Source organism: Salmonella sp. SJTUF14076 (assembly GCF_015534835.1).
Classification (GTDB): domain Bacteria; phylum Pseudomonadota; class Gammaproteobacteria; order Enterobacterales; family Enterobacteriaceae; genus Salmonella; species Salmonella enterica.
This window is the reverse complement of sequence record NZ_CP064674.1, coordinates 254,121-276,975: the sequence shown is the minus strand read 5'-3', so window position 1 is coordinate 276,975 and position 22,855 is coordinate 254,121. Positions and strand designations below refer to the sequence as shown.

General features: G+C 52.1%; 19 protein-coding genes. 8 read left to right on the top strand and 11 right to left on the bottom strand.

Going from position 1 to position 22,855, the window contains the following annotated elements:
• Positions 1-37: 37 nt before the first annotated feature.
• Positions 38-373, bottom strand: coding sequence for a universal stress protein UspB (gene uspB / locus HU143_RS01255; protein WP_000626193.1), 336 nt, complete (start codon positions 371-373; stop codon positions 38-40).
• Positions 374-760: 387 nt separating this feature from the next.
• On the opposite strand from uspB, the gene uspA reads away from it, so the two are divergent.
• Both uspA and dtpB read left to right on the top strand, forming a co-directional pair.
• Positions 761-1,195, top strand: a complete 435-nt coding sequence (gene uspA / locus HU143_RS01250; RefSeq protein ID WP_000323565.1) for a universal stress protein UspA — start codon at positions 761-763, stop codon at positions 1,193-1,195.
• A 324-nt stretch (positions 1,196-1,519) separates the two neighbouring features.
• Positions 1,520-2,992, top strand: a complete 1,473-nt coding sequence (dtpB, locus tag HU143_RS01245; protein WP_001098274.1) for a dipeptide/tripeptide permease DtpB — start codon at positions 1,520-1,522, stop codon at positions 2,990-2,992.
• A 91-nt stretch (positions 2,993-3,083) separates the two neighbouring features.
• Here the strand turns inward: dtpB and rsmJ are convergent, their stop codons facing one another.
• The 3 genes from rsmJ to HU143_RS01230 all read right to left on the bottom strand — a co-directional run bounded on the left by rsmJ (position 3,084) and on the right by HU143_RS01230 (position 7,344).
• Positions 3,084-3,842, bottom strand: coding sequence for a 16S rRNA (guanine(1516)-N(2))-methyltransferase RsmJ (rsmJ, locus tag HU143_RS01240; RefSeq protein ID WP_001165127.1), 759 nt, complete (start codon positions 3,840-3,842; stop codon positions 3,084-3,086).
• 6 nt (positions 3,843-3,848) lie between these two features.
• Positions 3,849-5,891 carry an oligopeptidase A gene (gene prlC, locus HU143_RS01235; protein ID WP_001582994.1) on the bottom strand — a complete coding sequence of 681 codons (2,043 nt, stop codon included), beginning with the start codon at positions 5,889-5,891 and terminating at the stop codon, positions 3,849-3,851.
• A 181-nt stretch (positions 5,892-6,072) separates the two neighbouring features.
• Positions 6,073-7,344 (bottom strand): acid phosphatase, encoded by a 1,272-nt coding sequence (locus HU143_RS01230; protein WP_021000875.1) that lies wholly within the window; start codon positions 7,342-7,344, stop codon positions 6,073-6,075.
• 210 nt (positions 7,345-7,554) lie between these two features.
• Between HU143_RS01230 and HU143_RS01225 the strand changes: the two genes are divergently transcribed.
• Complete coding sequence (locus HU143_RS01225; RefSeq protein WP_000954233.1) at positions 7,555-8,397, top strand: 23S rRNA (adenine(2030)-N(6))-methyltransferase RlmJ; 843 nt, start codon at positions 7,555-7,557, stop codon at positions 8,395-8,397.
• Positions 8,398-8,501: 104 nt separating this feature from the next.
• Positions 8,502-9,854, top strand: coding sequence for a glutathione-disulfide reductase (gorA, locus tag HU143_RS01220; RefSeq protein ID WP_023227416.1), 1,353 nt, complete (start codon positions 8,502-8,504; stop codon positions 9,852-9,854).
• A gap of 46 nt (positions 9,855-9,900) precedes the next feature.
• Here gorA and fraE read toward each other — a convergent pair whose 3' ends face one another.
• From fraE to HU143_RS01195, 5 genes are all read right to left on the bottom strand, one after another.
• Positions 9,901-10,944, bottom strand: a complete 1,044-nt coding sequence (fraE, locus tag HU143_RS01215) for a fructose-asparagine asparaginase (RefSeq protein ID WP_000702755.1) — start codon at positions 10,942-10,944, stop codon at positions 9,901-9,903.
• A gap of 58 nt (positions 10,945-11,002) precedes the next feature.
• On the bottom strand, positions 11,003-12,322 hold the full coding sequence (locus HU143_RS01210; protein ID WP_000498935.1) for an anaerobic C4-dicarboxylate transporter family protein: 1,320 nt from the start codon (positions 12,320-12,322) through the stop codon (positions 11,003-11,005).
• Between the two features lie 53 nt (positions 12,323-12,375).
• On the bottom strand, positions 12,376-13,221 hold the full coding sequence (fraD, locus tag HU143_RS01205; protein WP_023227415.1) for a fructose-aspartate kinase: 846 nt from the start codon (positions 13,219-13,221) through the stop codon (positions 12,376-12,378).
• Positions 13,222-13,284: 63 nt separating this feature from the next.
• A complete protein-coding gene (gene fraB / locus HU143_RS01200) occupies positions 13,285-14,262 on the bottom strand; it encodes a 6-phosphofructose-aspartate deglycase (protein WP_077906047.1) in 978 nt (325 codons plus the stop codon).
• A 175-nt stretch (positions 14,263-14,437) separates the two neighbouring features.
• Positions 14,438-15,157, bottom strand: coding sequence for a GntR family transcriptional regulator (locus HU143_RS01195; RefSeq protein ID WP_000572568.1), 720 nt, complete (start codon positions 15,155-15,157; stop codon positions 14,438-14,440).
• Between the two features lie 326 nt (positions 15,158-15,483).
• On the opposite strand from HU143_RS01195, the gene HU143_RS01190 reads away from it, so the two are divergent.
• Positions 15,484-17,133 (top strand): alpha,alpha-trehalase, encoded by a 1,650-nt coding sequence (locus tag HU143_RS01190; RefSeq protein ID WP_000934257.1) that lies wholly within the window; start codon positions 15,484-15,486, stop codon positions 17,131-17,133.
• A 12-nt stretch (positions 17,134-17,145) separates the two neighbouring features.
• On the opposite strand, the gene HU143_RS01185 is transcribed toward HU143_RS01190, so the two are convergent.
• On the bottom strand, positions 17,146-18,735 hold the full coding sequence (locus HU143_RS01185) for an STY4199 family HEPN domain-containing protein (RefSeq protein WP_023227414.1): 1,590 nt from the start codon (positions 18,733-18,735) through the stop codon (positions 17,146-17,148).
• Positions 18,736-19,015: 280 nt separating this feature from the next.
• Between HU143_RS01185 and HU143_RS01180 the strand changes: the two genes are divergently transcribed.
• Positions 19,016-19,321 carry a glycoside hydrolase family protein gene (locus HU143_RS01180; RefSeq protein ID WP_023227413.1) on the top strand — a complete coding sequence of 102 codons (306 nt, stop codon included), beginning with the start codon at positions 19,016-19,018 and terminating at the stop codon, positions 19,319-19,321.
• Positions 19,322-19,377: 56 nt separating this feature from the next.
• Here HU143_RS01180 and HU143_RS01175 read toward each other — a convergent pair whose 3' ends face one another.
• Positions 19,378-19,980, bottom strand: a complete 603-nt coding sequence (locus tag HU143_RS01175) for a response regulator transcription factor (RefSeq protein ID WP_001196081.1) — start codon at positions 19,978-19,980, stop codon at positions 19,378-19,380.
• A 630-nt stretch (positions 19,981-20,610) separates the two neighbouring features.
• Between HU143_RS01175 and HU143_RS01170 the strand changes: the two genes are divergently transcribed.
• Complete coding sequence (locus HU143_RS01170; RefSeq protein ID WP_023227412.1) at positions 20,611-21,510, top strand: LysR family transcriptional regulator; 900 nt, start codon at positions 20,611-20,613, stop codon at positions 21,508-21,510.
• Positions 21,511-21,582: 72 nt separating this feature from the next.
• Complete coding sequence (gene yhjD, locus HU143_RS01165) at positions 21,583-22,611, top strand: inner membrane protein YhjD (protein ID WP_000191231.1); 1,029 nt, start codon at positions 21,583-21,585, stop codon at positions 22,609-22,611.
• Positions 22,612-22,855: the final 244 nt, after the last annotated feature.

The following is a 22,855-nucleotide window of genomic DNA, read 5'->3' as shown; positions in this document are numbered from 1 at the left end:
ATACGAGCGGGTCAGGAAACTGGCCCGCTTTTTTTATTCAGTGCCAAATCATGAGCGCAATCAAGCTCACCACTACTAAACCGCATAACGCGCTGGTCAGCAGAAACTGGCGGCGCACGCGTTCACAACGGCGAATAAATTCTTCATCATGATGATCGCGATAGCGCTGAGCGTAGATATACCATACCAGGCGCACCTGTTTGTTGGGCTGACCATGCGTGGTAAAGAAGCCGCCGCCATCGACATATTGATAGAGCAAAGGATCGCAACCACGAAGTACCACTAACAGTGCGCGTAGCGATGAGAAATAGCGCGCCATATTAACAATGCAAACGACACATAAAGCCCAGAATAGTGAGACGGTGCTTATCATATCTCCTCCCCGGCGACCCGCCCACGGAGTTCCTCTCCGGGACTACCGCTCCCCGATACCCTGCCAGACAATCAGTGAAAGAGTACTACGAAAGCCGCCCATATTAGCGCTCCGCATTCGAACGGCTCTTATACACATTGTAGGAGATCAGTTAATTTTTTTACCAGAAGGTTAATCACTATCAATGCAATTCCCTGAAAATTTTGTTTAACTAACTGGCAAGCAAGGCAGATTGACGGATTATCCTGGTCGCTATAATGTAAGGATAGTTATGGTAAACGGCTGAGCTAGCCCCGCGCATAGAGTTCGCAGGACGCGGGTGACGCGGCGGCATAAGAAACGCCAGTAGCTCAATGGTCATCGACAACTTATGGAAGGAGTAACACTATGGCTTATAAACACATTCTTATCGCAGTTGATCTCTCCCCGGAAAGTAAAGTTCTGGTTGAAAAAGCGGTCTCTATGGCGCGCCCCTACAACGCGAAAATCTCCCTCATCCACGTTGACGTGAATTATTCAGACCTGTACACCGGTCTGATTGACGTCAATCTGGGAGATATGCAGAAACGTATCTCCGAAGAAACCCACCACGCGCTGACCGAGCTGTCTACCAACGCTGGCTACCCTATCACTGAAACCCTGAGCGGTAGCGGCGATTTGGGCCAGGTGCTGGTTGACGCCATCAAGAAATACGATATGGATCTGGTCGTTTGCGGTCATCACCAGGACTTCTGGAGCAAACTGATGTCTTCTGCGCGCCAGCTGATCAACACCGTTCACGTTGACATGCTGATTGTGCCGCTGCGCGACGAAGAAGAGTAATACTTGCCGTGCCGGCTGGCGGCTAAGACCGCGTCTGGTCTATAGTCAATCAGGTTGGCCTGAACCATCTGGCAAATTCTGGTTATCAACAACAACGCCCGCTTCTGTGGGCGTTTTGTTTATCCCCCCTTCTTCGCAGTACTCAGTACATCATTCCATCACACCAAACATAATTAGTGTGATCCACTAATTAGTTTGCGTATCATTTGTATAATAACCTATTGATCAGGCTAATAACCGCAGTCTATATCAGGGTAAGTCTTTTCGGCGCGTTTTGATATACGCGCTCATACGTTTCGGGATGGCATTAAAAGGCGAAGGAATATGAATACAACTGCACCTACGGGCTTGCTGCAGCAACCTCGTCCATTTTTCATGATCTTTTTTGTAGAATTATGGGAACGATTTGGCTATTACGGCGTCCAGGGCATCCTGGCGGTCTTTTTCGTTAAACAATTGGGTTTTTCTCAGGAACAGGCCTTTATTACTTTTGGCGCTTTTGCGGCGCTGGTTTATGGCCTGATCTCCATCGGCGGCTATGTTGGCGACCATCTGTTAGGGACTAAACGCACCCTGGTCCTGGGCGCGATTGTGCTGGCGATTGGCTATTTTATGACCGGCATGTCGCTATTAAATCCCGATCTGATTTTTATCGCACTGGGTACGATTGCCGTGGGCAACGGGTTATTTAAAGCCAATCCCGCCAGCCTGCTCTCTAAATGCTATCAGCCTAAAGATCCCCGGCTGGATGGCGCTTTCACCCTGTTTTATATGTCGATTAACATCGGTTCTTTGTTATCGCTATCGCTGGCGCCGGTGATTGCCGATAAATTTGGCTATGCGGTGACCTATAATCTGTGCGGCGCTGGTTTAATTGTTGCGCTTCTGGTGTACTTCGCCTGCCGTGGCATGGTGAAAAATATCGGTTCTGAACCGGATCATAAACCGCTACGTTTTCGCAATTTGCTGCTGGTACTACTCGGCACCGTCGTCATGATTTTCCTCTGCGCCTGGCTGATGCACAACGTTAAGATTGCCAATCTGGTGCTCATCGTCCTTTCTATCGTCGTCACTATTTTCTTCTTTCGCGAAGCGTTTCGTCTGGATAAAACCGGCCGCAATAAAATGTTCGTGGCGTTTATTCTGATGATTGAAGCCGTGCTGTTTTACATTCTGTATGCGCAGATGCCTACCTCACTGAACTTCTTTGCGATTAATAACGTGCATCATGAAATTCTTGGATTCGCCATTAACCCGGTGAGTTTTCAGGCGCTGAACCCATTCTGGGTGGTCGTCGCCAGTCCGGTACTGGCAGCGATTTACACCCGACTGGGTAGCAAAGGCAAAGATCTGACTATGCCGATGAAGTTTACGCTCGGCATGTTCCTCTGCGCGCTGGGTTTTCTGACCGCCGCCGCCGCCGGGATGTGGTTTGCCGATGCGCAAGGATTGACGTCGCCGTGGTTTATCGTGCTGGTGTATCTGTTCCAGAGTCTGGGCGAGTTGCTGATTAGCGCGCTGGGACTGGCAATGGTCGCCGCTCTGGTGCCGCAGCATCTGATGGGCTTTATTCTGGGAATGTGGTTCCTGACCCAGGCCGCCGCCTTCCTGCTCGGCGGTTATGTGGCGACCTTCACTGCCGTACCGGAAAACATCACCGATCCGTTACAGACGCTGCCAATTTATACCGGCGTCTTTAGCAAAATTGGTCTGGTAACGCTGGCGGTCACCGTGGTGATGGCCATTATGGTGCCGTGGTTAAACCGGATGATTAATACGCCAGATACCGAACAGTAATACTCAGTGCCGGATGCGGCTTACGCCTTATCCGGCCTACAAATAATTGAGAATCGTAGGCCCGATAAGCGTAGCGCCATCGGGCAATCCGTTACTCCGTCAGAGGGGTTCCGGCATAAATATCAAACCGGTGGCCTTTGGTGACGATGGCGTTGGGCGTCGCGACATCCGCCAGCGGCGGCGCATAATCGGGACGTTTAACCACCACGCGTTTGGTCGCCAACTGACGCGCCGGTTCCAGCAGTCCGTCGGCGTCGAGATCCGGCCCCACCAACGACTGAAATACCCGCATCTCTTTCTTCACCAGCGCGCTTTTCTGCCGGTGAGGAAACATCGGATCGAGGTAGACCACCTGCGGGCGCGGCGTGATATCGGTTAGCGCCGTCAGGCTTGAGGCATGAATCAGCTGCAAACGCTCCTGAAGCCAGCCGCCAATGTCCGCATCGGCGTAGCCGCGCGTCAGGCCGTCGTCGAGCAACGCGGCGACCACCGGATTACGCTCCAGCATCCGCACGCGGCAACCGACGGACGCCAGCACAAACGCATCGCGCCCCAGTCCGGCCGTGGCATCAACCACGTCCGGCAGATAATCGCCTTTGATACCAACGGCTTTCGCCACCGCTTCGCCGCGCCCGCCGCCGAACTTACGTCGATGGGCCATCGCGCCGCCGACAAAATCGACGAAAATGCCGCCGAGCTTCGGTTCGTCGCGCTTGCGCAGCTCCAGATGTTGCGGCGTCAATACCAGCGCCATCGGGTTGTCTTCGTCATGCTCCAGTCCCCAGCGGGCAGCCAGAACAGATAAGGCGCCGTCTGTGGCGCCCGTTTCATCCATTAAGCAGATTTGCACGTAAAATCAGCCTTTAATCCCGTAATGCTCCAGCATCGCATCCAGCTGTGGTTCACGGCCACGGAAGCGTTTAAAGAGTTCCATCGGCTCTTCAGAACCACCGCGAGTCAGGATGTTATCAAGGAACGACTGACCGGTCTCACGGTTGAAAATGCCTTCCTCCTCAAAGCGGGAATAAGCGTCCGCCGCCAGTACGTCGGCCCACAGATAGCTGTAGTAGCCTGCCGCATAGCCGCCAGCAAAGATATGGCTGAACGCATGTGGGAAACGGCCCCATGTCGGTGACGGCACCACGGCGACCTGTTTTTTGATTTCAAAGAGCGTCTCAAGAATTTTCGCTCCTTGCTGCGGATTAAATTCCGCATGCAGACGGAAATCAAACAGACCGAACTCCAGCTGACGCAGAATAAACAGCGCCGCCTGATAGTTTTTCGCCGCCAGCATTTTATCCAGCAGTTCCTTCGGCAACGGCTCGCCGGTTTCATAGTGGCCGGAAATAAACGCCAGCGCTTCCGGCTCCCAGCACCAGTTTTCCATAAACTGACTTGGCAGTTCGACCGCGTCCCACGGCACGCCGCTGATACCGGAGACCCCGGCGGTCTCAATGCGGGTCAGCATATGATGCAGGCCATGACCAAACTCGTGGAACAGGGTGATCACTTCGTCATGGGTAAACAGAGCGGGTTTACCGTTCACCGGACGGTTGAAATTACAGGTCAGATAAGCGACCGGCTTTTGCAATGTGCCGTCCGCTTTACGCATCTGGCCGACGCAGTCGTCCATCCACGCCCCGCCGCGTTTGTGTTCGCGCGCGTACAGGTCAAGGTAGAAGCTGCCGCGCAGCTCGTTATTTTCGTCATACAGTTCGAAGAAACGCACTTCCGGGTGCCAGACATCAACATCAGTACGCTCTTTGGCGGTGATGCCGTAAATACGTTTCACCACTTCAAACAGGCCGTTCACGGCTTTGTTTTCCGGGAAGTACGGGCGTAGCTGCTCATCACTGATGCTGTACAGGTGCTGTTTTTGCTTTTCACTGTAGTACGCGATATCCCACGGTTGCAGCTCCTCAACGCCAAATTCGGCTTTGGCGAAGGCGCGCAGCTGGGCCAGCTCTTTTTCCCCCTGCGGACGGGCGCGTTTCGCCAGATCGGTTAAGAAATCGAGCACCTGCTGCGGATTTTCCGCCATCTTGGTGGCCAGTGACTCATGGGCATAATTTTCGAAGCCCAGCAGTTGCGCCAGTTCATGGCGCAGCGCAAGAATTTCTTCCATCACCGGGCTGTTATCCCACTTACCGGCGTTCGGCCCCTGGTCGGAGGCACGAGTGGAATAGGCGCGATACATCTCTTCACGCAACGCCTGGTTGTCGCAGTAGGTCATCACTGGCAGATAGCTCGGGATATCCAGAGTCAGCAGGTAACCTTCCTGCTCTTTGGCTTCCGCCTGGGCTTTAGCGGCGGCGAGCGCGCTTTCCGGCATTCCCGCCAGCTCGGCTTCGTCGGTGATGAGCTTCGTCCAGCCCATGGTGGCATCGAGCACATTATTGCTGTACTGGTTGCCCAGCTCAGACAGGCGAGTGGCGATTTCGCCGTAACGCTGCTGTTTCTCTTTCGGCAGGCCGATGCCGGACAGTTCAAAATCACGCAGCGCGTTATCAACCGCTTTCTTCTGCGCGGTATTCAGAGTGGCGTAATGATCGCCGTCGCGCAGGTCACGGTACGCGTTGTACAACCCTTCATGCTGGCCAACCCAGGTGCTGTATTCCGACAGCAGCGGCAACGTCTGTTCGTAGGCTTCACGCAGCTCCGGGCTATTTTTCACCGAGTTTAAGTGGCTAATTGGCGAGAAAATACGCCCCAGAACATCGTCGGCTTCCGCCAACGGCTGGCAGAGGTTTTCCCAGCTATACGGCGCGCCATGCGCCACAACGCCTTCTACCGCCGCCCGGCAATCGGCCAACGCTTTGGTGACCGCAGGCACCACATGCTCCGGTTTAATTGCAGAAAAAGGCGGCAGTGAATAAGACGTTAGTAATGGATTGGTCATATGCGCAGTCCTGTAGAAGAAGGTGAGTGGAGCGCGCTTTTGGCGCTCTCGCGATGAGATCTAGAATGGGGGATAGTAAGGGGAATTTCAATGATGGACAGCGTACAGACGTGGGTATCGCTGCAATAAGCCGCCCCTTTAACATCATCCCGGCTTACGTTTTATAAGCCGGGTGACAACGTCAGCGCGTTTTTCTCGCCATCTCGTAAGCAGCGGACAGATCCAGACGCTGCCAGAACTGTTGATCCTCGGTCTCGCCCGACAACGGATATCCTGCCGGTAACGCCGTCTCTTCCATTAACGCCTGACACTGCGCTGGCGACAGGTTCGGCAGCGCTGTCTGTAGCAGAACATCGGCGCCTTTTGGTATTTTCAACGGCTGATGCTCGCCTTTCTGTTGCGGCAGGTTATAAGTCATGGTGAAGCGGTAGAAGGTATGCATGGCCGGATCGCGGTACGGATCGTCTTTTCCGGTCGATGCCGCGCATTCGACAATCGTCGTACCGCACTCTTTCACCAGCGCCTCACGCAGTTGAGCGCGAGCTTCGTTGAATAACGTACGGTAATACGGATCGTTAAGATAATGCGCGACATTACGCTGCGCGACCATCCGCGCGCCCATCACATCCAGCGGATAGTGTACGCCAAGGACCAGGCGAGAATAGCCATAACGCGCGCCACGAATCACCAGCGCATCAAAGCGTTCCGGGATCATTTCCGCCATCAACAGCGCATCCGTATAACCGGTATTCGTGTGTCCGCTGGGGAAAGCACCGCCACCTGCGGTATAAGGATGACCATCTTTTACCACCACATCATCCGGCGTCAGATGGATAGTATTACCCGGCACCTGGTAAGGACGCGGGTAATGAAAATATTTTTTCGCCGCGCCGGTGCTGACTTCCGAGGCTTTAATCAACGCTGCCGCTTTGCCCAACTCACCTTTATCATAAGCGGCGAGAAATGCCCGCCCCAGCCGCGGCCCCATTGCGTCGCTCAGGAAATAGAGATACTCCACGCTTTCCGCATCCGCCAGCGCCTGGTGACGGGTATTAACATCGGCATCGTGATTAATCGCCGTCACCGTCGCCAGATTGTCTTTCAATACTGCTTCCGGCAATGTATTGAAGGCGGAAAGTAGGGTAATCCCCATCTGTTGATTCTCAGTAGTATGAAAATCATAACCGCTAGCCTGTAACCAGGCATTATCCGCCTGGATGGAATTCTGTCGCATCTGAGCCAGGGCGTCGCGAGTCAACGCGGCGGTATCGCCTTGTAATGCCTTACGCAACTGTGTCAGCCATTGAGCCTCAAGGTCATTAAAGGCGACGCTCGCCGAGTCGGGCGTCACGCTTTTCGCTATCGACTCCGCCTGGGACAGGGGAATATCTTTCGCCAGTGCCGGCATCGCCAGCGCCAGAGATGACGCCAGTACAGTAATGTGTAGTTTCATTATGGTTCCTTTCATTAAAAATAACGCCAGGTCAAAACCACTACCTTGCCCACAGGCGATGCTGGCCTGCGCAGTTGACGGTTTGATGATACGAACACGTCTTGCAATACTTTCACAACGCGCGAAACAACATGGCGGTACTGGGGTAATCTCTACGGATCTGCGGTAAACTATCGGCTAACTTGTTTACTTCCCGGAATATCTGCATCCATGCTCAGTTATCGTCACAGCTTTCACGCTGGCAACCACGCCGACGTCCTTAAACATACCGTTCAGAGCCTGATCATCGAGTCGCTAAAAGAGAAAGAAAAACCGTTTCTCTATCTGGACACGCACGCGGGCGCGGGGCGTTATCAGTTGGGCAGCGAACATGCTGAACGTACCGGAGAGTATCTGGAAGGCATCGCCCGTATCTGGCAGCAGGACGATCTGCCCGCCGAACTGGAACCGTATATTAGCGTCGTAAAACATTTCAACCGCAGCGGGCAGTTACGCTACTATCCGGGCTCCCCGTTAATCGCCCGCCAGTTGCTGCGTGAGCAGGACAGTCTGCAACTCACGGAATTGCATCCCAGCGACTTCCCACTGTTGCGCGCGGAGTTTCAAAAAGACAACCGCGCCCGCGTGGAACGCGCTGACGGCTATCAGCAACTGAAAGCCAAATTACCGCCGGTTTCCCGCCGCGGTCTGATCCTCATTGACCCACCTTATGAAATGAAAACCGACTACCAGGCGGTAGTCAGCGGCATCAGCGAGGGTTATAAACGTTTCGCCACCGGGACATACGCGCTATGGTATCCGGTGGTGCTCCGCCAGCAAATTAAGCGCATGATTCATGATCTGGAGGCCACCGGCATCCGTAAAATCCTGCAAATTGAGCTGGCGATCCGCCCGGACAGCGATCAGCGCGGGATGACGGCGTCCGGTATGATCGTGGTTAACCCGCCGTGGAAACTGGAGCAGCAGATGAACAACGTGCTACCGTGGCTGCACAGCAGGTTGGCGCCAAACGGTCACGGACACACTTCGGTAAGCTGGATCGTGCCGGAGTAATCACAGCCATCGGTGGAACCTTTCACCTTCAGGTATACAATCGCGAATATTTTGGCGGGTAGCGCAGAATCTATCCGTCCGACAACGAACATAAAGGAGCGGTCATGACCAAACACTATGATTACATCGCTATCGGCGGCGGCAGCGGCGGTATCGCCTCGATTAACCGCGCCGCTATGTACGGCCAGAAATGCGCGCTCATCGAAGCCAAAGAGCTGGGCGGCACCTGTGTTAACGTGGGCTGCGTGCCGAAGAAAGTGATGTGGCATGCCGCGCAGATTCGTGAAGCGATTCATCTGTATGGCCCGGACTACGGTTTTGACACCACGATTAATCAGTTCGACTGGAGCAAGCTGATTGCCAGCCGTACCGCGTATATTGACCGCATCCATACTTCATACGACAACGTGCTGGGCAAAAATAACGTGGATGTGATTAAAGGCTTTGCCCGCTTTGTCGATGCCAAAACCATTGAAGTGAACGGCGAAACCATCACCGCCGACCATATTTTGATCGCTACCGGCGGCCGTCCGAGCCATCCGAGCATTCCAGGCGTGGAATACGGCATTGATTCCGACGGTTTCTTTGCGCTATCTGCCTTGCCGGAGCGCGTCGCGGTGGTAGGCGCAGGTTATATCGCCGTTGAACTGGCTGGCGTTATCAACGCGCTGGGGGCGAAAACGCATCTGTTTGTCCGTAAACATGCGCCGCTGCGCAGTTTTGACCCGATGATTAGCGAAACGCTGGTTGAGGTGATGAACGCCGAAGGCCCGCAACTGCATACTCACGCCGTGCCGAAAGCGGTGGTGAAAAACGCCGACGGCAGTCTGACTCTGGAACTGGAAGATGGCCGCAGTGAAACCGTTGATTGCCTGATCTGGGCCATTGGTCGCGAACCGTCGACCAACAATATTAATCTGGCGGCAGCGGGCGTGAAAACCAATGAAAAAGGTTACATCATTGTCGATAAATTCCAGAATACCAACGTTGAAGGCATTTACGCCGTTGGCGACAATACTGGCGCGGTAGAACTAACGCCAGTCGCCGTCGCCGCCGGTCGCCGTCTCTCCGAGCGCCTGTTTAACAACAAGCCGGACGAGCATCTGGACTACAGCAACATCCCGACCGTGGTCTTTAGCCATCCGCCTATCGGCACTGTCGGGTTAAGCGAGCCGCAGGCGCGCGAGCAGTACGGCGACGAGCAGGTTAAAGTCTATAAATCATCGTTTACCGCTATGTATACCGCGGTGACGACGCACCGCCAGCCGTGCCGTATGAAGTTGGTCTGCGTCGGGCCGGAAGAAAAAATTGTGGGTATCCACGGTATCGGCTTCGGCATGGATGAAATGTTGCAGGGCTTCGCAGTGGCGCTGAAGATGGGCGCTACTAAGAAAGACTTCGATAATACCGTCGCTATTCACCCGACCGCATCGGAAGAGTTTGTGACCATGCGTTAATATCTTGTGCGCCCATCTTCGAGGGTGGGCGCACAGGCCTTCATGATTAATACGTACTGAAATAACTCTGGATCAGTTCCGGATTACGCGTCTGAGTTAATGCCGTCATCAGCAACACTCGCGCCTTCGCCGGGTTGAGCGAGTCAGACACCAGTCCAGGCTGTCCTTTATCCAACGGTACTACGCCGTTTCCGGTGCGGGAAGCGCGCACCACGATAATCCCGGCTTTCTCCGCTTTTTTAATCCCCGCGTCGCTACGTACCGAGACCGAACCAGCGCCGGTTCCGGCATAAATAATACCGTCCGCATGATGGGCGATCGCCGCATCATACATATATTCCGGGTCGTCCTGATAGCCGTAAATAATCACCACATTGGGTAATTTCTTGATATTACGTACGTCAAAAACAGAGCGCAGGGTATGAATTTTTTCCACCCGCGTTTCGAACTGTGGCTGACCATTAACGATGACCCCCAGATAGCCCTCTTCCGGCGCTTTAAAGGTATCCAGAGTCGTGGCATTGGTTTTCGTTACAAAGCGCGCCGAACCAATACGATCGTTTAAAACCACCATTACACCGCGTCCCTTCGCATTCGGGTCAGCAGCCACCGTGACCGCTTCCAGCAGGTTCATTGCACCATCGGCGCTGATTGCCGACGCGGGCCGCATTGCAGCGGTAAACACCACCGGTTTGTCGCTTTTCACGGTCAAATTAAGAAAGTAGGCGGTTTCATCGAGCGTGTCAGTGCCATGAGTAATAACCACACCGTCAACATCGTCCCGCGCCAATAACGCATTCACCTTCTGTGAAAGTTTCAGGATAATATCGCTGGTCATATTTTCGCTACCAATATTCGCCACCTGCTCGCCGTCAACGCGAGCGATATTATTCATTTCCGGCACGGCATTTATTAATGTTTGCACGCCAAGTTCACCGGATTTATATCCGGCGGTTTGCGTATTATTGGCTGCCGTCCCGGCGATGGTACCGCCTGTCGCGAGAATAACAATATGCGGTAGTGACGTTGTGCTAAATACACAGTGGCTGATGAGCAGCAACACGGTGGCCATGAAAACTCTGATTTTCATTTTCTTCCTCTGAATTAAAAATAATAAGTGACGTGTGCTATAAAAAATTTAATAACAATCAGGCCAGAACCATTTTTCCTATTAACAGCCCGACAATGACCGAGACAATCACGTTAACTAATCCCGGACGCATAAAACTATGGTTAAGCACATATTTGCCGATACGCGTCGTACCGGTGTCGTCAAACGCCAGCGCCGCCAGACACTGCCCCGCCACCGGAATAAAGAAATAGCCGTTAACGGCAGGCCAGGAGCCGATTAACGCATAAGCGGGCAACCCTAACGCCAGTCCCAGCGGCAATAGAATTAACGTCGTTGCCGCCTGGCTGCTGACCATAGCGGACACAAAAAACATCATAATGGCGATAAGCCAGGTATGCTGTTGCAATAGAGTTTGCACTTCTGCCTTAATCAACGCGATATGACCATTCACGAACGTCTCACTCATCCAGGCCAGGCCGAAGGCGCAGACAATCGCCAGCGCGCCCGCCCGAAATACCGTACCGCTGATAATCTGATCGACCTGCGGTCGGCATAACAACACAATCAGGCAGGCAAAAGAGAGCATCGTAATCTGGATAGCGGCGGACATCGAAAGCGGTTGTAGCCCTTTCGCTGTTTCCACCATGGGCCGCAGCGCCGGAATCAGTCCTAACAGAACGATAACGATCGCACTGGTCAGAAATAACGCCACCGACAATTTGGCGCGCGAAGTGACCACCGTATTTTTACTTTCTTTCTGCGCAGGTTTAATTAACCCTTCAGCAAGCCGACGTTGATATTCCGGATCGTCTTTTAACTCTTTTCCTTTATTAAAGGTCGCTATTGCCCCCATCGCTACGCCGATTAACGTGGCGGGCACGCAAATCATCATAATGGTTGAAATAGAGACGCCCAACGGCGCCATTAAACCAATCATCGCCGCCATGGCGGCAGATATAGGACTGGCGGTGATCGCCTGTTGCGATGCGATAACGGAAATAGATAAAGGACGTTCCGGTCGAATACCAGAATCCCGTGCGACTTCAGAAATAACCGGTAACAAGCTATAAACGACATGCCCCGTTCCTGACATAAAAGTGAAGATATAACAGATAAACGGCGCTAATAACGTAATGTAACGAGGGTGGCGACGCAGAATTTTTTCCGCCAGTTTGACCAGTAAATCCAGCCCGCCGGAGGCCTGTAAAGAAGCGGCCGCCAGGACAACAGAAAGAATAATCAGAATAACATCAATCGGTGGCGTAGAAGGCGTCAAGCCAAAAATAAAAACCATCACGCCGACGCCTAACCCGCCGACCATCCCTAAAAATACGCCGCCGATCCTGGCGCCTATCATCAGGGCCACAAGGATAAAACATAATTCCGTCCAAAACATACTTCCTCCTGGGTTATCTGGAGTGAGTGTCGCTTTACATTGAGGGACGTAACCTATTGTGCAAACGGTTTACCAAAACCAAATGCGCCGTAATGAGATAACACCTGCGCCGCCGATTTCCCGCCCTGCCGCATGGCGCGTAACACGCTTTCTTTATCGGGTTCCGCCATACCCGATTGCAAAATGGAAAGCAAAAAACCGGTTAAGAACGCGTCGCCTGCGCCCAGCGTATCGACAGGTTCGATATAAACAGGTTGCCACTCCAGATAATCCGCGCCGGAAAAATAATAAACTTTTTCATGCCCGCAGGTGGCAATAATATGCCGACAGCCATAACGATAAAGTTTATTGAGTTTTATTTTGATTTCATCTGGCGATAACCCGCTACAGGAGACAAATCCATAATCTACCCACGGGCATACCTTTTCAAAATAGTCGTCTGTACCGCGCCCGGAAAAATCAAAAGAGAGTAAGACGGTTTGTTGTTTAATTTTCTCCAGTTCCGATTCCAGGTGGCCGTTAATACTGGAATGGACTAAGGTAAATTGTGATATATAGCGAAGATCGTCGTCAGACAGACTAAAAGGATGTTCCCGCAATACGCCGTTTTTGTTGCTGGCGACAAATTGTCGATCACCATGCGAGAGACGGATACAGGCATACCCATTTTCGCCGGTATAATGGCGGCTGTGAGAGATGTCTATCTGTAGCTGGTGTAATACATCCTGTACGTGCTGCGCGGCGTCGTCATTGCCAAACGCCCCCATAAACGCGCTGGGGATGTCTGCTAATTTCGCATAGACAGCAAAATTTAATGCATTACCGCCGGGGTACATGATGCCGGAATGCAGGTATTTATCGACAACGTTGTCGCCAATACCCAATACGCTGATGCTCATCATTATTCCTTGTTTGTCTTTACAATAAAAAGCGTCCCTGCTTTTTTATCCATCCTGATGTAATTAATATTCCACTTTCCACATATAGCGGCGCGTCGTTAACGGATGCTGACGCGCCTCAGCTAACGCCCGATTGTAAACGGGATAAACGTTATTAAAGAGAGAGTGGTTAAAGTAATCAATAACCGTGGTTTTAATGGTCGATAGCCCCAGTTCTTTCGCATCGACAACTTCAATCCGGCGGCCATATTTTTTCAGGAAGTTTAACGCGCGTTCATCCACCGCCCGCGTATTGCCCTCGGAAAACTGGAATAAGAAAGGCGTATTCGCATCGGTAATTTCAAACGGCCCGTGGAAAAACTCACCGCTATGAATACAGGCGGAATGTATCCATTGCATTTCCATAAAGATACAGATGCTCTGTAGGTAGGCTGCGCCATAGCCCGCGCCGCTGGCGACGGTGTAAATGACTTTATCGTCTTTATATTCCTGCGCGAACGCCTGCGCACGCTCCGCAACCTGCTCGCAAGCGCGCCAGACGATACGGTTGATTTTGCTGACGCCATCCTGAAAATCGTCGTAGTGCGCATACCCTTCCGTCTGCTGGAGCAGTTCGACCGCACTCAGCAGGCCTTTCATCGTTTTCTCTCCGGCAATATCTTTACCGTCGCCAAACGTGTACGTTTCCACATAGTCGCAATGCGCCACCAACGGTGAATCCATTATCCAGGTTAAACCAATGACCGGCGCGCCGTGCTGACGGGCGATTTCAGCCGCTTTAATTGTCTCTGGCGTATTACCTTTGTGGGAGGCGACAACCACAACGGCATTTTCTCCCAGCGCTACCGGCGGGTTGTTAATAAATTCTCCGCTGTTATACAGACCGACAGTCAACGCTTTCGCTTCTTTTTCTAAAAATGCTTTCGCCGGATAGAACGCCGCATAAGAACCGCCGCACGCCACATAATAGACATGTTTAACGCCTCCTTTCTCTGCCTGGCTGGTCACAATATTGCTAACTGTCTCTTTCATACCCATCATGCTTTCCTCTGGTTCCATCAATGATACAGGCGAGGATTCGCCATAAATGACTCATAATGTATTATTATTTTTATATGACATTTAAAGACATTTGATCAAGATGGAAACCAAAAAAAATCGGGATCCGCGATCTGGATCCCGATTCAGCCTGCTCTTCGTTAGCGTAATGCTGACATCATACGGTAAACCGTATTTTATCGCCGACAATCAACTGTTGCGAAACGCAGGAGAGTTCTCCTTTGTTATCAATCATTTCACTTTTTATCAGGATCAGCGGATAACCCTCGTTGACGCCAAGATAATGGGCGACTTCAAAGCTGGCATAAACCAGTTCGATCATCTTACGGGAGTGGGTAAACCATAAATGGTATTTCTCGCGTAAGCATTCATACAAAGAGTGATTATTAAGATCTTCGTCCAGCAAAAACGCAAAACGTGGGGGAAGATGTACAGTTTCCAGCGATACCGCCACATCGTCGGCATAGCGGATACGTTCAATGACGACCGCTTTTTCGCCATCGTTCATATTCAGTAACGCTTTTGTCTCATCGTCTACCGATTCAAAAACGGATTTGATGGTGCGTGACCCCGGGCGACGTCCCTGGGACTGGCATAACTCGCTGAAACTCATGATGCCGGTCATGCTACGCTGAAATTTCTCACCAGAGACAAAGGTGCCTTTGCCGGAGACACGGGTCAGCAAATTTTCACGCGTCAGCGCATCCAGCGCCTTACGGACCGTGACCCTGCTCACCTGCCAGCGCACGCTCAGTTCATTTTCCGTCGGGATCTGCTGGCCTGGTTTATACTCTCCACGCGCAATAGCCTCTTTTAAGGCGGCTTCAAGCTGCTTATAAAGCGGTTTGGCGCTTTTACTGTCGGGTTGCTCGATCATTTGTATCCATTTGTATTATCATGGTGCCATAGCTTGTATTATAACTATTTACGTTACCTTTGCTTGTGAATCCACGCCATGCGGTGACGTAGTGATACCGCTATGAAACGAATGTTCTGATTTTAGGTCTGGGGAGGGCGTCATGAAAATAGGATTTTCGCAATACTATTCAGTAAGTTATGAAGTGTTTTTTCTTGAGAGGTAAATTGCAAAATGTGATCTACCGCACACTTTGCCACTCAGGTATCGAAGCGAATGTCTACGCTTAATAGACAGCCGGGCAACACCCGTATCTTTTACGACGCAAGCCGGAGGTCCTTGTCATTATGCTCAACCAGAAATTAAACCCCACGCCTTCTGAAGATCTGACTATTGATGTCGATCTGCTTTATGAAACAGACCCGTGCGAGTTAAAGCTGGATGAAATGATCGAGGCGGAACCGGAGCCGGAGATGATCGAGGGGCTTCCCGCCTCTGACGCCCTGACCCCTGCCGATCGGTATCTCGAACTGTTCGAGCATGTACAGTCAACAAAACTGTTTCCAGACAGTAAAACGTTCCCGGACTGCGCGCCGAAGATGGACCCGCTTGATATCCTGATTCGCTACCGTAAGGTCAGACGCCACCGTGATTTTGACTTACGCCGCTTCGTCGAGAACCATTTCTGGCTACCGGAAACCTTATCCAGCGAGTATGTCTCTAACCCCGAAAACTCGCTCAAAGAACATATTGACCAGCTTTGGCCGATACTGACGCGCGAACCGCAGGATCATATTCCGTGGTCTTCGCTGCTGGCGCTGCCGCAATCCTATATCGTGCCGGGAGGCCGTTTTAGCGAAACCTATTATTGGGACTCTTATTTTACCATGCTGGGTCTGGCGGAAAGCGGGCGCGAAGACTTACTTAAATGTATGGCGGATAATTTCGCCTGGATGATTGAAAACTATGGTCATATTCCCAACGGCAACCGCACCTATTACCTGAGCCGCTCGCAGCCGCCGGTTTTCGCCCTGATGGTTGAACTGTTCGAAGAAGATGGCGTGCGCGGCGCGCGGCGTTATCTCGACCATCTCAAAATGGAATACGCCTTCTGGATGGACGGCGCCGAATCGCTGGCGCTCAACCAGGCTTATCGCCACGTTGTGCGGATGCCGGACGGTTCCCTGCTGAACCGCTACTGGGACGATCGCGACACGCCGCGCGACGAGTCCTGGCTGGAAGATGTCGAAACCGCAAAACATTCCGGTCGTCCGCCCAATGAAGTCTACCGGGATTTGCGCGCCGGGGCGGCGTCCGGCTGGGACTATTCTTCACGCTGGCTACGCGATGCGGGCCGGCTTGCCAGCATACGTACAACTCAATTTATCCCTATCGATTTGAACGCTTTTCTGTATAAACTGGAGAGCGCTATCGCCAATATTTCAGCGCTGAAAGGCGAACGTGACACCGAGGCGCTATTTCGCCAGAAAGCCAGCGACCGACGCGCCGCCGTGAACCATTATCTGTGGGATGATGAAAACGGCTGTTATCGGGACTATGACTGGCGACGCGAAGAAATGGCGCTCTTTTCCGCCGCCAGTATCGTGCCGCTGTATGTCGGTATGGCGAACCATGAGCAGGCCGACCGCCTGGCAAATGTGGTACGTAGCCGTCTGTTAACGCCCGGCGGGATTATGGCGACCGAATACGAAACCGGCGAACAGTGGGATAAACCGAACGGCTGGGCACCGCTGCAATGGATGGCGATTCAGGGCTTCAAACGGTATGGCGACGATATGCTGGGCGATGAAATCGCCCATAACTGGTTAAAAACGGTGAACCATTTTTATCAGGAGCACCATAAACTGATCGAGAAATACCATATTTCCGGCGGTACGCCCCGCGAAGGCGGCGGGGGCGAGTATCCGCTACAGGACGGGTTCGGCTGGACCAATGGCGTGGTGCGCCGCCTGATTGGCCTTTACGGAGAGCCTTAACCTGCTCCGGGCTCAGTGAATCGCATCATAAATGGCTGACTGAATTTTCAGCCATTTTTTATTGTCTGCGCTGGGCCGGGCCTGAGCGCGCAATCGGGCCTGCTCCGTATCGTGCTGCTGACGCGTCACAACAGCCGGAACGGTGCAAAACGTTTGCAAATAGGTTTTATGCATCGCGGTCAGCGGCGCGCCGCTCGACATGTCATGACTTAACGTTGTGATAAATCGTCGGCAAGGTTTGACCTCATCCATCAGCGCGGGATAACGCAACAACAGTTGCAGCACCTCGGTATGTCCTGCCGCAAACGCCTGCTCCGTCCACGCGAGCTGCCAGTTCATTCCGCCCTGGAGGAACAGCGCCGTCACCCGCGTATCATTGCGCTCTATCGCCGCCCGCATGGTAAACGCATCCCAGGTAATCCCCATATGATTGAGCGTTTCCCGCGCGGAAGGCGCCTCGCGCGGCGGTTCATCCTGCGCCATTGCGGGAGCTTGCCCGTTATCGGAGCCTGGCGACAACGAACTAAATAGCCAGAACGCGCCCGCCAGTATCGCCAGCGTCATGACGCCAACCGCGCCCCACAAAGCGCCGGAAATAAGTTGCTCACGCTCTTCAGGCGTACGCGGAGGCCGCTTACGCGGTGGTTCTATGCTCTCGCTAATCTCATGCTTATCTCCCCCGGCCTGCCGATCTTTAAGCCGCGCGGTTTCCCAGAACTGGCGCAATTCACGTTCATCCGCCAGCAGAAACGAAGCGGGATTCACGCGGGTACGTTTTTCGGCATAGGCGCGCTGGATGGGCCGAACGATTTGCTGATACTGAACGTTTAGCAGCATAAGCTGCGCTGAGGTAAGCGGCTGCCTGGCGATAACCTCGTTTCGCGCGAGGCGGCAATCATCCAGAAACATACGCAGGGTGGTGCGCGACTCGGCGAACAGCGTTAACGCTGAGGCGTCATTAAAAATTCTGACGTAATGACGGGCAAACAATTTTTTATCGACCACCATAAGCGCCAGTTCGCTGAACAACATGCCTTCCAGCGCATGTTGATCTTCTCCCTGTTTTAACCACTGGCGCAAACGGTCCGGGCCAAAATGTTGCTTGAGGTAGTGATTCAGCGACGCCCGATCCGGCCATGCGCGCGCAATAAGCGCTTTTAACGTCAGTTCTATCGCTCGCAGCTGACGCTGCGCCTCAAGATGCGCCTCCTGGTCGGGGTCTTCCAGCTCAGTTTGATACGTCAGTAGCGGCTGCTGCTGACGTAGATGTTCCAGCGAGGTGACAAAACGCAACGCGGCAAGGAGTTGATTTTCGCTCACCTCTTGCCCGCTGTCATACTGGGGAACATGCTGCTGAAGGTGACGCAGTTGCAGCATAAACTGGCTCAGCTGCGCGTCATTTATCCGCAATTTTTTCGCCACCGCGCCCCAACCGCCCAGGTTAAGACGCGCCTGCTCAAGTTGTTCCATGAACCACCGGGGCTCTTTTCCCTCTGTGGTATGAATACCCAGCAGCAGCAGGATTTCTATTGATGCCTGGCGGATAATCCCCAGGCTATGTTCAAAAGGCGCGCGTGTCGCCTGCGAAGCGCTATTCGTCATTATCTTCCCTAAAAAGACGATCCCGCGACGAGATCTTCGTTTTCTTTTAATTATGTTTTTTCATAGATATAACAGATTTAGCCACATTTCAATGACTTAATCTTAATGATTGCAAATTTATAAGAAGATCGGTTACTAACCAAAAACATCAGTTTTTCATTCTGTCAACGCGGCGTGACGCTGAACGGCATAGACCTTTTCCCTGCCTGCGTTTGGCCGTCTGACCGCTAGCCACGCGTGCAGCACACTTTATAATCGCGCTTTTTATGAGAAAGATGCCATGCCGCACATTTCATCTCGCTTTAGCTCCGCCTGCATCGCGTTTATTAAACAGTGGCAGGGTCTGTCGCTGGAAAAGTATCGCGATCGGCAGGGTAACTGGGTGATTGGTTACGGGCATATGTTGACGCCAGATGAGACGCTGACGTTCATTACGCCCGAACAGGCGGAGGCATTCTTGCTGGATGACCTCAATAGCTGCGATATGCTGCTACAGAATTGTTTGCCGGAACTTAACGATCGGTTTCAACGCGAAACGCTTATTGCGCTGATGTTCAGTATCGGACATCAGCGTTTTTTATCATGAATCAATACGGGTGATATTTCACAGCCAGAAATAAGCGGACTACGAATTTAACGTCGTTAATTCGATTCATTTAACATCATGGCGGCCTGGGTACGATTTTTTACATCCAGCCGCCGGTAAAGCGACTCCAGATGCGCTTTAACCGTCCCGGTACTAATATTTAACGCCCGCCCAATTTGTTTATTTGATTCTCCTGCGGCAAGCATCTGTAAAATTTCCCGCTGGCGGGCGCTTAACGCTTTTATATCACGGGACTCCAGCTCCGTTGAATTTAACCAATCCCCCGGTAAAAACATCATCCCGCGAGCGACAGCATTGAGCGCAAGGACAAAGGTTTCGGCATCAGAATCGCGTGGCACCACGGCCTGAACGTTAAATTGCATGACTTCATGCAGCCACTTTTGACTGCCATCCATCGCCGTGATAATAATCTTCACCTCCGGAAATTGCTGCGCGATTCTTTGTAACACCTCGCGGCAAAATTCAGCATCCAGGCCGCTATCCAGCATGACCAGCGCATCCGGCGCGCTTTCTATTTTTTGCCAGAGTTCTTCTGCCTGACCGACACTCTGGATACTTATTCCTGGAATGTGCTGCTGCAAACTGATTTTCATTCCATGAATAAATATTGACTGCCTGTCAAACATGATTACCTGCATTACTTTTCTCCACCTGGGTAAGATAATAGTCTCAAGATGAGGAAGGGTATTACCCGTAGGGTAAAATAAGAAGTCGCCATTTGGTATAGGCCATTTTACCGATAGTCATTGGTTGAGGAAGGGAAAGGTTATGAATATTTACAGCTTCAACATCGGGATTACAGAATTCGCTAAAATTAGCCTTTTAAAGTAAGGAATATCTTATTAGCGCGAACAGCCAAGGCTAATTTGAATATTAATTCAATGAAGAGTACGCCTGGCGCGTCACAAAGGAAATATCTGCTTTTCACCTGATGTGTTACAAAAAATAAAGTAGCACATTTTGTTAAAAAATAGCCAATCCGCCTGAAAACCGCGACGATGGGTCAATGACAATACCGTGTATGTACATGCATTTCTCTCTCCCACTACACCCGCGGCTATCAGCGTGTTTTACCGCTCTCGTCCCGTTTATCGGCTTTTTGGCGCTAAAAAGCCTGGCCGGAAGGCGATAAATCCGCCGCGCAACGCGATCAGACGTATTCGTCACGCGAGCAATGATTGCGAAAGGGCTTATTAGATGCTAGAAAATCAATAAAACCAGCCGCTTCAGCGTCACTGTTTCAATAAAAACAATAATAGAGCCTGATGATGGATAAAATATATGCAATGAAATTGTTTGTACGCGTGGCGGAACGGGAAAGTTTTTCCCGCGCAGCAGAGGATATCGGCCTTCCCAAAGGCAGCGTCTCACGGCAAATACAAGCGTTAGAACATCAACTGGGCATCCGCCTGCTCCACCGCACCACCCGGCGGGTACAGCTTACTCAGGACGGTATGGTTTACTACGAACGGGCAAAAGATCTGTTGAGTAACCTGGATGAACTGGAGGGTCTTTTCCAGCCTGATCCCGCCAGTATCAGTGGCAAAATACGGGTAGATATCCCGCCAGGTCTCGCGAACAGCCTCATCATGCCGCGCCTGCCCACTTTTTTGCATCAGTATCCCGGCATTGCGCTGGAACTTTGTAGTAGCGATCGACAGGTCGATTTACTACGGGAAGATTTCGACTGCGTGGTACGCACAGAGCCGCTACATGCGCCAGGGATACTGACGCGCCCGCTTGGCAAACTGAGAAGAGTGAACTGCGCCAGCCCACAATACCTGGCGCGCTTTGGGTATCCAGAAAACCTTGACGACCTCGCCTCACATGCGATGGTGCATTATTCATTGACCCCGGGAGTCTCTTCACCGGGTTTTGCCTTTGAAACTCCCCACGGTATGCAATGGGTAAAAACCGGCGGAATGCTAACGGTAAACAGTACGGAGACCTGGCATACGGCCTGTCTGGCAGGATTAGGGATCATTCAGACGCCGCGCATTGCTGTACGGGAGGCGTTACGCGCCGGAGCGCTCATTGAAATTTTACCGCAATATCGCGCCGCTCCACTGCCGATGACGCTGCATTATCCCCATCGCCGTAATCTTTCCCGCCGGGTACACCTGTTTATGGTATGGCTGACTGAAACCATTAAAGAGGCCGCAGAGTAGCCGCATTTTCAGCATCCACCGGGGAGAAGCTATACTGACATATTCTATTAATGATGAAGGACTACCGACCTGATGACGCAGGAAAATGACGTAAAACGCCCTATTCAGGAACTGGAGCACGACCCGATACAAAAAATAGAAACGCAGCCGCATGACGCCCCGGAAAAAAACGAAAAGGCAAATCAGGCGTTGCATTCCGTCACCACCCTGATGCAAAAAATTCAGCGTCAACCGATGGTGGCCCACCTCATTCGCGCGACCGAACGTTTTAACGATCGACTGGGTAATCAGTTTGGCGCGGCTATCACCTACTTTTCGTTTCTGTCGATGATCCCGATAATGATGGTGTCCTTTGCCGCGGCAGGTTTTATCCTCGCCTCGCACCCTAATCTACTGGAAGATATTTTCAGCAAGATATTGATGAATGTGAGCGATCCTACGCTGGCGTCCACGCTTAAAAATACGATTAATACGGCGGTTCAACAGCGTACCACGGTAGGGCTGGTCGGACTGGGTATCGCGCTCTATTCCGGCGTTAACTGGATGGGCAACCTGCGGGAAGCGATTCGCGCCCAGTCACGGGACGTCTGGGAGCGCAAGCCGCAGGATCAGGAGAAAATCTGGCTCAAATATCTGCGCGATTTTATCTCGCTGATTGGATTATTAATCGCTTTAATCATTACGCTGTCCATTACTTCCATCGCCGGTTCCGCCCAGCAGATGATCATCTCCGCCTTGTATCTCGACAGCATCGAATGGTTAAAACCGGCCTGGCATTTGATCGGTCTGGCCATCTCTATTTTTGCCAACTATCTGCTTTTCTTCTGGATTTTCTGGCGACTGCCTCGCCATCGTCCCCGTAAAAAAGCGTTGATTCGCGGCACATTTATTGCCGCTATCGGTTTTGAGGTGATTAAAATCATTATGACTTATACGCTGCCGTCACTGGTGAAATCGCCTTCCGGCGCGGCGTTTGGCTCCGTACTCGGTCTGATGGCATTCTTCTACTTTTTTGCCCGCCTGACGTTATTCTGCGCGGCCTGGATAGCCACCGCCGAATATAAGGACGACCCGCGAATGCCGGGTAAAACGCAACGCTAGTCTGCGGCTTGCTGCCGGATGGCACGCACGGCGTCGTCATTCGGCCTACTGCTGTGTGGACCCAGGCCGGGCAAGCAAAGCGTACCCGGCGGTACAATCAGGCACGACCTTCCGCCTCATCTCATTGTTTCAGCATATAAATCCAGTAATTAACTTTTATTTAACCATAAACCAGTTTTATCCACTAATTCTAAAATTATGTGAAGCATTTCATAGACGCAAAATGGCTGGCTTAAACATTATC

Bases quoted from the DNA above. Each gene is read 5' to 3' on its own strand.
- uspB (WP_000626193.1), bottom strand. From the start codon at position 373: ATGATAAGCACCGTCTCACTATTCTGGGCTTTATGTGTCGTTTGCATT.
- uspA (WP_000323565.1), top strand. From the start codon at position 761: ATGGCTTATAAACACATTCTTATCGCAGTTGATCTCTCCCCGGAAAGT.
- dtpB (WP_001098274.1), top strand. From the start codon at position 1,520: ATGAATACAACTGCACCTACGGGCTTGCTGCAGCAACCTCGTCCATTT.
- prlC (WP_001582994.1), bottom strand. From the start codon at position 5,891: ATGACCAATCCATTACTAACGTCTTATTCACTGCCGCCTTTTTCTGCA.
- HU143_RS01230 (WP_021000875.1), bottom strand. From the start codon at position 7,344: ATGAAACTACACATTACTGTACTGGCGTCATCTCTGGCGCTGGCGATG.
- HU143_RS01225 (WP_000954233.1), top strand. From the start codon at position 7,555: ATGCTCAGTTATCGTCACAGCTTTCACGCTGGCAACCACGCCGACGTC.
- gorA (WP_023227416.1), top strand. From the start codon at position 8,502: ATGACCAAACACTATGATTACATCGCTATCGGCGGCGGCAGCGGCGGT.
- fraE (WP_000702755.1), bottom strand. From the start codon at position 10,944: ATGAAAATCAGAGTTTTCATGGCCACCGTGTTGCTGCTCATCAGCCAC.
- HU143_RS01210 (WP_000498935.1), bottom strand. From the start codon at position 12,322: ATGTTTTGGACGGAATTATGTTTTATCCTTGTGGCCCTGATGATAGGC.
- fraD (WP_023227415.1), bottom strand. From the start codon at position 13,221: ATGAGCATCAGCGTATTGGGTATTGGCGACAACGTTGTCGATAAATAC.
- fraB (WP_077906047.1), bottom strand. From the start codon at position 14,262: ATGATGGGTATGAAAGAGACAGTTAGCAATATTGTGACCAGCCAGGCA.
- HU143_RS01195 (WP_000572568.1), bottom strand. From the start codon at position 15,157: ATGATCGAGCAACCCGACAGTAAAAGCGCCAAACCGCTTTATAAGCAG.
- HU143_RS01190 (WP_000934257.1), top strand. From the start codon at position 15,484: ATGCTCAACCAGAAATTAAACCCCACGCCTTCTGAAGATCTGACTATT.
- HU143_RS01185 (WP_023227414.1), bottom strand. From the start codon at position 18,735: ATGACGAATAGCGCTTCGCAGGCGACACGCGCGCCTTTTGAACATAGC.
- HU143_RS01180 (WP_023227413.1), top strand. From the start codon at position 19,016: ATGCCGCACATTTCATCTCGCTTTAGCTCCGCCTGCATCGCGTTTATT.
- HU143_RS01175 (WP_001196081.1), bottom strand. From the start codon at position 19,980: ATGCAGGTAATCATGTTTGACAGGCAGTCAATATTTATTCATGGAATG.
- HU143_RS01170 (WP_023227412.1), top strand. From the start codon at position 20,611: ATGGATAAAATATATGCAATGAAATTGTTTGTACGCGTGGCGGAACGG.
- yhjD (WP_000191231.1), top strand. From the start codon at position 21,583: ATGACGCAGGAAAATGACGTAAAACGCCCTATTCAGGAACTGGAGCAC.